This is a genomic window from Kitasatospora sp. NPDC058965 (assembly GCF_042741245.1).
Taxonomy (GTDB): Bacteria; Actinomycetota; Actinomycetes; order Streptomycetales; family Streptomycetaceae; genus Kitasatospora.
On sequence record NZ_JBHYKG010000407.1, the window covers coordinates 1 to 6,538 of the forward strand.

Consider the following 6,538-nt stretch of genomic DNA (forward strand, 5'->3'; position numbering starts at 1 on the left):
GTATGCCGGTGACTCGCCAGTAACAAGGGCGGCGCGGTCAAGGATCGGTGGGATTCGGCGGGGCCGGCGAACGGGCGGGGCCGGGCGCGGCAGCCGGATGCGGCCGGCCGGTGCGGCGGGCGGGGCCGGCGCGGCGGGCGTCGCCGGGGCAGGCGCACGGGCGTCGCCGGGGCAGGCGCACGGACGTCGCCGGGGCAGGCGCACGGGGATCGCCGGGCGGGCCACGGGGGCCGGGCCCCGGGGAGCGAGGGGCCGGCCGGCGCGAGCGGGGCACCGCCCACCGGGGCAGGAGCAGACGGAACACGGTCCACTACTCTGACCGCCATGACGGACCTGGTGGCGGGCGTGGCGGGACTCTGGCGGGGGCAGCGGTGGGTGGCGCGCCACCCGCGCTGGTGGGTGTTCGGGATGGTGCCCGCCCTGCTCGCGCTGGTGCTGATCGGGGCGGCGCTCGCGGCCTTCTTCTGGTGGCTGGGCGACCTGGTCGACTGGGCCACCCCGTTCGCCGCGCACTGGTCGGCCGGCTGGCAGCGCGCCTTCCGCGACCTGCTGACCACGCTGCTCGCCGCCGGCGGGCTGCTGCTCGGCGTGGTGGCGTTCACGGGGCTGACGCTGGCGATCGGCCAGCCCTTCTACGAGCGGCTGGTGCGCGAGGTGGCCCCGCCGCCGCCCGGTGCGCCGGAGATCGGCGTCCTCGACTCCCTGGTCGCCGGGCTCAAGGTGGGCCTGCGGGCGGCCGGCTGCGGGATCGGGCTCTTCCTGCTCGGCCTGGTGCCGGTGGTCGGGCCGGTGCTGGCCTCGGTGCTGGGGGTGCTGGTCTCGGGCTACTTCCTGACGGTGGAGCTGACCACCGTCGCGTACGAGCTGCACGGGGTGCCGCCGGCCGAGCGGCTGCGCGGGCGGCGGGCGCTGGCCGTCGGGTTCGGGGCGCCGCTGGTGCTGGCCTTCCTGGTGCCGCTGGCGACCGTGGTGCTGATGCCGGGGGCGGTGGCGGGTGCGGCGCTGCTGGCGACGAAGGACCGCGAGGCGCACCCGCAGTACGCGACCGCGCACTGACGGACGGTCCGCCTCCCCCGGGCGGGGGAGGCGGTGACGGCCGGGCAGGCCGAAAGGCTGATGATCAGTCAGCACCCGCACCGTAGAGTCGGGCCCATGCACGCACTGGTGGGCCGCACGGCACGGACGCGATGGGTGCACCTGGTCCTCGGCGGCGCCCTGCTGATGCCGTTCTGGCTGCTCGCCCAGGTGCTGGTGAGCCTGCTGCTCGACCGCCGCACGCTCAACGACAGCCCCGGCGCGCTCTACGCCCAGCTCGGCGCCTACGCCCTCGCCCTGCCGATGGCCTGGGTGGTCGCCCTGCTCCCCCCGGTGCGCGCGCTCAGCGCCGCCGCCGCGCGGACCCTGGCCGCCCTGCCGGGGGGCGAGCTGGCCGGCGCCCCGGCGCACGGGTGGGCGGCCCGCCGCCGCACCGCGCACTGGTTCACCCTGCACCTGGCCCTCGGCGGACTGGTCAGCGGCATGTCGCTGGGCCTGCCGCCGATGGCGCTGGTGGTGGCGGCCGCCCCGGTGCACGGGGTCGGCGGACCGGGCCGGGTGGTGCTGCGCGCCTTCGTCGGCGACCGCCCGCTGCTCGGCCCGCTCGTCGGGTCCGCCGTGCTCCTGCTGCTGGTGCTGGCCAGTGCGGGCGCCGGCGCGCTGCTGGCCCGGTGCGCCCCGCGGCTGCTCGGGCCCACCCCGGCCGAGCGGCTGGCGGCCGCCGAGCGGCGCACCCTGGTGCTGGCGCAGCGCAACCGGCTGGCCCGCGAACTGCACGACTCGGTGGGCCACGCGCTGAGCGCCGTCTCGATCCAGGCCGCCGCCGCCCGCCGGGTGCTGCGCCGCGACCCGGACTTCGCGGCCGAGGCGCTGGCCGCGATCGAGGAGCTGGCCCGGGGGGCGGTGGCCGAGTTGGACACGGTGCTCGGGGTGCTGCGCGAGGACGGCGAGGACACCCGGCCGCGCGGCGGCGGGCCGACGCTCGCCGCGCTCGGGCTGCTGGTCCGTCAGCTCGGACTGGCCGGCGTCCAGGTGCGCACGCACGCCGGTCCGGGCCTGGCGGAGCTCCCGGTGCCGGTCTCGCGGGAGGCGTACCGGATCGTGCAGGAGGGCCTGACCAATGTGCTGCGGCACGCCGGCCCGGTGCCGGCCGAGCTGCGGCTGGAACTGACCGGAGGACGGCTGCAGATGGAACTGACCAATCCGATCGGGGCGGACCGCCCGAGCCGTCCGGGCGGCGGCCGCGGCCTGCGCGGCGTCGCGGAGCGGACCGCCGCACTGCGCGGCGGCTGCGAGAGCGGGCGCACGGCGGACGGGACGGGCTGGCGCCTGGCGGTCTGGCTCCCGGTGGCGGCGGCGTGAACGGGCCCGGCACGACCGCGCCCAGCACGACAGCACCCAGCACGACCGCACCCGGGACCGCCCCACCGCTGCGGGTCCTCGTCGCCGACGACGAACGCCTGGTCCGGACGGGCCTGCGCGTGGTCCTGGACGCCGAGCCGGACCTCACCGTGGTCGGCGAGGCCGCCGACGGGAGCGAGGTGCTCCCGCTGGTGCGGGAGACGGCGCCGGACGTGGTGCTGATGGACGTGCGGATGCCGCGGGTGGACGGGATCCGCGCCACCGAGCTGCTGCACGCCGCGGCGCTCGCCACCCCGCCCCGGGTGCTGGTGGTGACCACCTTCGAGCACGACGACTACGTCTACCAGGCACTGCGCGCCGGGGCGGCCGGCTTCCTGCTCAAGCGGGCCCGGGCCGAGGAGGTGGTGCAGGCGGTCCGGCTGGTCGGGCGCGGCGACTCGCTGCTCTACCCGGCGGCGATCCGCGCACTGGCCACCGGCCGGACACCGACCGCCGCCGCGCCACGGGCGCGCGGGCCGCTGGACCGGCTCACCGAGCGGGAGCGCCAGGTGCTGCGGCTGATGGCCGGCGGGCTGTCGAACGGGGAGATCGCCGAGCAGCTGGTGGTCAGCCCGGAGACGGTGAAGACGCACGTGGCGAGCGTGCTGGGCAAGCTGGGGGCCCGGGACCGGACCCAGGCGGTGATCACGGCCTACGAGTCCGGATTCGTCGTCCCCGGCTGAACGGGGCGGAACTCGGGGGTCCGGGTCCGGGCCCGACCCGCCGCCCCCGACCCGGCCGGGGGCTGCCCGGGCCCGCTACTCGCGGGTAGAGTACGGCGATCCGCACGACTCGAAACAGCTGGTGACCCCATGAACGTCTGGATCCGCCCCGCCCTGTGGTGGCGCCTGGCCATCGTCCTCTCCGCCGGGCTCGGGCTGGTCCTGGGTACCGGCTCGCTGGTGTACTTCACCGTCGAGAGCAACGTGATCGTGCTCGGCACCTTCGCGGGGGCCGTGTACTGGATGGTCCGCCGCGGCACGGTGGAGGCGCCCGCACCCCGGCTGCGCGGGGCGGCCACGCTGTACATCCTGATCACCGGCCTGGTGGCGCACATCCTGCTCAACCACGGGGCCAACCCGCTGCCCGGGCTGACCGGCGGTCCGGACCGGCTGCAGAACTGGTCCTCCTTCTTCCTGCACTACACCACGCCGGTCATGGTGCTGCTGGACTGGCTGCTGCTGCGCCCGCGCAACGCCTCGGCCTGGAAGGACATCCCGCTCTGGCTGAGCTTCCCGCTCGGCTACGCGGCGGTGACCATGGCCCGCGCGGCGCTCTTCCCGCACTTCGAGAACAAGTACCCGTACTTCTTCTTCGACCCCACCGGACACGGCTACGGTTACGTCTGGCTGCAGATCGCCCAGCTGACGGTGGAGTTCGTCGTGCTCGCCGCCCTGGTGGTGGGCCTGGACCGGCTCGGCACCAGGCTCCGCCGGAGCGGCGCCCCGGCGGCGGAGACCGCCTAGGATCCGCTAGATCCGCTAGATCCGCCAGCCGCGGATCCGGTCCGCCGCGGCGAACACGTCGGCCTTGGTCTCCGCCACGTCGCGGGCCAGTTCGACCAGGGCGCCGTACGGCGGGTCGATGCCCTCCTTGGCGGCGTGCATGTAGGCCGCCGTGGCCATGCAGGCGTACAGGTTGTTGCGCACCGGCAGCGGCCGCAGCAGCACGATCGTGTGCATCAGCGCGGCCGCGCACCAGGCCGCGTCGGCGTCGTGCCCCAACTGGGCGGTGTTCACCCGGTGCCGGGCCACCGCGGCCTGCAGTGCGGAGTAGTCCCGCACGCTCAGGTCCTCCGGCGAGGCCTGCTCCTGGACGTCCAGCAACCACCGGATGTCGACATGCAGCATGGTCGTCATGGGTCAGGCCGCGCTGCGCTTGTCGGTCGGCGCGTCCTCGGGGAACGCGGCGTCGAACTCCTCCAGGTGCTCGTTCCAGAACGCCACCGCGTGGTTCACGAAGGTACGGCGCTGCTGCTCACGCACGCTCAGATCGTGCACGTACGCCTTGACGGTCTTTCCGTCGGCGGCCGCCGCTTCCCGGATCGCGGCCAGTTCCGCCTCGGTGTACTCGATGTTGAGAGCCGGCATGCGGCTCAGGGTACCGGAGCGGTACCGGGCCGGGCAGGGGCTCCGAAAAACCTGTCCCGACCCTGCAACACGACCGTCCGCCCACGACGTTACCGAGGCATGGACGAGTCACCGACGATCGAGCCGGCCGCGCCGCCGGGCCCCCTGGACTTCCTGGAGTTCGCCGAGGCCCGCAGCGGCCCGCTCTTCCGTACGGCCTACCTGCTCACCGGTGGCGACTCCCACCTGGCCGAGGACCTGGTCCAGGAGGCGCTGAGCCGGATGTACGTGCGCTGGCGCCGGCTGTCCCGGCTGGAGAACCCGGCCGGCTACGCCCAGACCGTCCTGGCCAACACGTTCCTGTCGCTGCGCCGGCGGCGCAGCAGCAGCGAGAAGGTGACCGAGGAGTTCCCCGAACTCGCGGTCTCGGACCGCGACTCGGCCCTGCGCGTGACCCTCCTCGACGCCCTGCGGCAGCTCTCGCCGCCGGACCGGGCGGTCCTGGTACTGCGGTTCTGGGAGGACCGCAGTGTTGAACAGACCGCCGCCGACCTCCAGTTGAGCGCGACCGCCGTCCGTTCCCGCAGCCACCGCGCGCTGGGCCGGATGCGCACGCTCCTCGGCGACTCCTTCGCCGAGGAGACCGCGCGCTGCTGAGCGCGGCGCCCCCCGATCCCGATCCTGTTCCACCGATCCTGGAAACGGTGTTCCCCCATGCCCTTTGAGGACGACCTCACGGATGCCCTGCGGGCGGCGGCCTTCGCCTCCCCGGTGCCGGTGTCCGACCGACTGGCCGCCGGCGCGCAGCAGCGCGGGCGGCGCAAGAAGGTGCGCCGCGCCGTGCTGGCCAGCACCGCCGCCGTGGCCCTGGTGGCCGGCGGCGGCGTGCTGGCCGCCCAGTGGCGCGCCGCTCCCCCGGCCCGGCAGGTCGCGGCCGCCGCGACCGTGACGGCCGCCCCGGCGACCGCCCCGCCCGCGCCCGCCAAGCTCACCGACCCGGTCACCGCCGAGCAGATGCTCGACCTGCTCAAGCAGCAGTTCCCGGCCGGGACCGAGCTCTCCGACGGCGTCGGCGAGGGCGCGGTCAAGGATCCCACGCTCAAGGTGGACGGCCCGTTCGCCCAGTACACCGTCACCGACGACCGGGGCAGCGGGTCGGTGTCGATCAACGTCCACGCCTACCCGGCCCCGTTCGACCTCGGCCAGCACGCGCTGGCCTGCACCACCACGCCGCCGTCCCCCGACCACTCCTGCACCCGCACCCAGCTGCCCGACGGCAGCTACCTGCGCACCGTCTCCAGCAGCTCCTCGCTGGCGGGGCACGACGCGACCGACTGGTCGGTCGACCTGCAGCGCGCGGACGGGGTGGTGGTCACCGCCGCCGCCTCCAACACCGGCAGGAAGCCGGAGGTGACCCGCCCGGAACCGCCGACGAGCCTGTCCTGGCTGGCCGAGCTGGCCCGGAAGCCGGTCTGGCAGACCGTCACCACCGGCGTGCACAGCGACCCGGTGGCGCTCGACCCGATGGCGCACACCTGGCTGCCCGTGCCGCTGCAGCAGCTGCTGCAGACCGCGGCGCCGCTGCTGCCGGCCGGGTTGACCGAGCTGCAGCCGGGCGGCGAGGACTCCTTCGCCACCTTCCTGGTGGACGACGGGCACGGCAGGAGCCTGGTGCGGGTGAACGTCGAGGACTGGAGCGTCTACCAGAAGAGCCAGTACACCGGCGGCGACATCGCGGACGAGTTCACCGGCGGCACCACCCTGGCGGACGGCACCAAGGTGACGACCACCGACCGGCAGCCGGAGTTCACCGGCTACCCGAACGTGGTGCACAGCGAGGTCTCGGTGCTGCGGCCGGACCACCTGCTGGTGCGGGTGGAGAGCTTCAACAGCACCGACTACAAGGGCTCGGTGACCCGCGCCATGCCGACCCTGACGGTGGACCAGCTCAAGGCGATCGCGCTCAGCCCGACCTGGCACGGCCCGGCGAAGTGACGCGGACGGGCGGGGCCGGGCCGGTGGTTCGTCCCCAC

Annotated in this window: 8 protein-coding genes; 6 read left to right on the plus strand and 2 right to left on the minus strand. The window is 75.1% G+C overall.

Annotated elements, in window-relative coordinates; translation table 11 throughout:
* The first annotated feature begins 324 nt into the window (after positions 1–324).
* From ACFW1A_RS37030 to ACFW1A_RS37045, 4 genes are all read left to right on the plus strand, one after another.
* Complete coding sequence (locus ACFW1A_RS37030; protein WP_380417417.1) at positions 325–1,056, plus strand: EI24 domain-containing protein; 732 nt, start codon at positions 325–327, stop codon at positions 1,054–1,056.
* A 96-nt stretch (positions 1,057–1,152) separates the two neighbouring features.
* Entirely contained in the window at positions 1,153–2,397 is a 1,245-nt protein-coding gene (locus tag ACFW1A_RS37035) for a sensor histidine kinase (RefSeq protein ID WP_380417419.1), read from the plus strand.
* Positions 2,394–3,119 carry a response regulator gene (locus ACFW1A_RS37040; protein WP_380417421.1) on the plus strand — a complete coding sequence of 242 codons (726 nt, stop codon included), beginning with the start codon at positions 2,394–2,396 and terminating at the stop codon, positions 3,117–3,119. Before ACFW1A_RS37035 ends, ACFW1A_RS37040 begins: the two co-directional genes overlap by 4 nt.
* 129 nt (positions 3,120–3,248) lie before the next feature.
* A complete protein-coding gene (locus ACFW1A_RS37045; protein ID WP_380417423.1) occupies positions 3,249–3,902 on the plus strand; it encodes a Pr6Pr family membrane protein in 654 nt (217 codons plus the stop codon).
* A 15-nt stretch (positions 3,903–3,917) separates the two neighbouring features.
* Here ACFW1A_RS37045 and ACFW1A_RS37050 read toward each other — a convergent pair whose 3' ends face one another.
* Together ACFW1A_RS37050 and ACFW1A_RS37055 are read right to left on the minus strand one after the other, a co-directional pair.
* The gene (locus ACFW1A_RS37050; RefSeq protein ID WP_380417425.1) at positions 3,918–4,295 is read right to left on the minus strand and encodes a toxin Doc; all 378 of its coding nucleotides are present in this window, start codon (positions 4,293–4,295) and stop codon (positions 3,918–3,920) included.
* 3 nt (positions 4,296–4,298) lie between these two features.
* The gene (locus ACFW1A_RS37055) at positions 4,299–4,526 is read right to left on the minus strand and encodes a hypothetical protein (protein WP_380417427.1); all 228 of its coding nucleotides are present in this window, start codon (positions 4,524–4,526) and stop codon (positions 4,299–4,301) included.
* Positions 4,527–4,625: 99 nt separating this feature from the next.
* Here ACFW1A_RS37055 and ACFW1A_RS37060 point away from each other — a divergent pair, with 99 nt between their 5' ends.
* Both ACFW1A_RS37060 and ACFW1A_RS37065 read left to right on the plus strand, forming a co-directional pair.
* Entirely contained in the window at positions 4,626–5,162 is a 537-nt protein-coding gene (locus ACFW1A_RS37060; RefSeq protein ID WP_380417429.1) for a SigE family RNA polymerase sigma factor, read from the plus strand.
* Between the two features lie 57 nt (positions 5,163–5,219).
* Positions 5,220–6,500: a hypothetical protein gene (locus ACFW1A_RS37065; RefSeq protein ID WP_380417431.1), complete on the plus strand. Its 1,281-nt coding sequence runs from the start codon at positions 5,220–5,222 to the stop codon at positions 6,498–6,500.
* Positions 6,501–6,538: the final 38 nt, after the last annotated feature.

Excerpts from the sequence above, each read along its gene's own strand:
- ACFW1A_RS37050 (WP_380417425.1), bottom strand. The coding sequence starts at position 4,295 with ATGACGACCATGCTGCATGTCGACATCCGGTGGTTGCTGGACGTCCAG.
- ACFW1A_RS37060 (WP_380417429.1), top strand. The coding sequence starts at position 4,626 with ATGGACGAGTCACCGACGATCGAGCCGGCCGCGCCGCCGGGCCCCCTG.
- ACFW1A_RS37045 (WP_380417423.1), top strand. The coding sequence starts at position 3,249 with ATGAACGTCTGGATCCGCCCCGCCCTGTGGTGGCGCCTGGCCATCGTC.
- ACFW1A_RS37035 (WP_380417419.1), top strand. The coding sequence starts at position 1,153 with ATGCACGCACTGGTGGGCCGCACGGCACGGACGCGATGGGTGCACCTG.
- ACFW1A_RS37030 (WP_380417417.1), top strand. The coding sequence starts at position 325 with ATGACGGACCTGGTGGCGGGCGTGGCGGGACTCTGGCGGGGGCAGCGG.
- ACFW1A_RS37065 (WP_380417431.1), top strand. The coding sequence starts at position 5,220 with ATGCCCTTTGAGGACGACCTCACGGATGCCCTGCGGGCGGCGGCCTTC.
- ACFW1A_RS37055 (WP_380417427.1), bottom strand. The coding sequence starts at position 4,526 with ATGCCGGCTCTCAACATCGAGTACACCGAGGCGGAACTGGCCGCGATC.